The organism is Streptomyces sp. SID5910, from assembly GCF_009862125.1.
Lineage (GTDB): Bacteria > Actinomycetota > Actinomycetes > Streptomycetales > Streptomycetaceae > Streptomyces.
Genome location: NZ_WWHX01000708.1, coordinates 1 through 1,396, shown reverse-complemented (window position 1 = coordinate 1,396; position 1,396 = coordinate 1). Strand labels below are relative to the sequence as shown.

1 protein-coding gene and 1 pseudogene are annotated in these 1,396 nt (G+C 74.6%); both read right to left on the bottom strand.

Annotated elements, in window-relative coordinates; genetic code table 11:
- Positions 1–106: 106 nt before the first annotated feature.
- Entirely contained in the window at positions 107–1,105 is a 999-nt protein-coding gene (locus GTW67_RS24690; RefSeq protein ID WP_161167000.1) for an AAA family ATPase, read from the bottom strand.
- Positions 1,102–1,396: pseudogene (locus tag GTW67_RS24685) on the bottom strand (hypothetical protein); the annotation flags it as partial. The gene GTW67_RS24690 and the pseudogene GTW67_RS24685, both read right to left, overlap by 4 nt.

The following is a 1,396-nucleotide window of genomic DNA, read 5'->3' as shown; positions in this document are numbered from 1 at the left end:
TCACCCGGGCGCGGCCCGCCGGGCGGCGCGGGCGGCGGCTGCGTCGGCGAGGTGCGCCCCTCCAGGGCGCGGACCACCGCGGCACTGGGCCGCGGCGCGGGCACGGTCACGACGACATGGCGGCCGTACGCCGCGTGGACGGCGTGCCGACGCTGTCGACGATCTCGCGCAGCACGTCGTCCGTGGACACCTCGCGCACCCACAACTCGGGCCGCAGCGAGACCCGGTGGGCCAGCGCCGGCACCGCCAGGTTCTTGATGTCTTCCGGGACGACGTAGTCCCGGCCGTCCAGCACGGCGCGGGCGCGCGCGAGCTGGACCAGGGCGAGTCCGCCGCGCGGCGAGGCGCCGATGCTGATCTGCGGGTGCTCGCGGGTCGCACCGACCAGCGCGACGGCGTACTCCAGCAGGTCGTCGTCGATCTCCACGCCCTCCACGACGGCCCGCCACGCCTGGACGTCGGCCGGCCCCGCCAGCGTGTCGAGCACGGCCTCGGGCGCGGCCCGGTCGACCCGGGCCCGCAGCATCGCCAGCTCCTCCGGGGCGGTCAGATACCCCATCCGCACGCGCAGCTGGAACCGGTCGAGCTGGGCCTCGGGAAGAGAATAAGTGCCCTCGTACTCCACCGGGTTGGCGGTCGCGATCACCAGGAACGGGTCGGCGAGCGGCCGGGTCTCGCCGTCCACGGTCACCTGCGACTCGGCCATCGCCTCCAGCAGCGCGGCCTGTGTCTTGGGCGGCGTGCGGTTGATCTCGTCGGCGAGCAGGAGGTGCGTGAAGACGGGGCCGGGGTGGAACACCAGCTCGCCGGTGCGCTGGTCGTACAGCGGCGCCCCGGTGACGTCCGACGGCAGCAGGTCGGGCGTGAACTGGATGCGGCGGAAGTCCAGGCCGAGCGTGGTGGCGAAGGACCGCGCGAGGAGCGTCTTGCCGAGCCCCGGCAGATCCTCGACGAGGACGTGCCCGCCGGCCAGCACGGCCAGCATGACGTGTTCGAGGGCGTCCGGCTTGCCGACGACGGCGCGCCCGATCTCGCGCAGTACGGCACCGGCCTGCTCGCCGACCTGCCCGGCGGTGCGGGCCCGGGGCGTGGAGGGACTCGTCACGTCACATCTTCCTTAGGAGTACGGGGGGTACGGGTGCGGGGTGCGCCGAGTGCTTCGAGCCGGTCGACGAGGCGGCGCAGCACGTCGACGGGAACGCCGCCCTCGGTTCCGGTCCGGGGCGGCTCGGGCCCCAGCCACGGCCACAGCTCGGGCCCGATCAGCTCGGCGGCACGCTCCGGCTGCTGTTCGAGCGAGACGTGGTGGTGCTCGGCGAGCACGGCGGCGTACAGGCGGCGCAGGTCGGGCCGGAGCACCGCGCGGTAGTAGTAGGAGCCGTCGGACCCCGTGGCG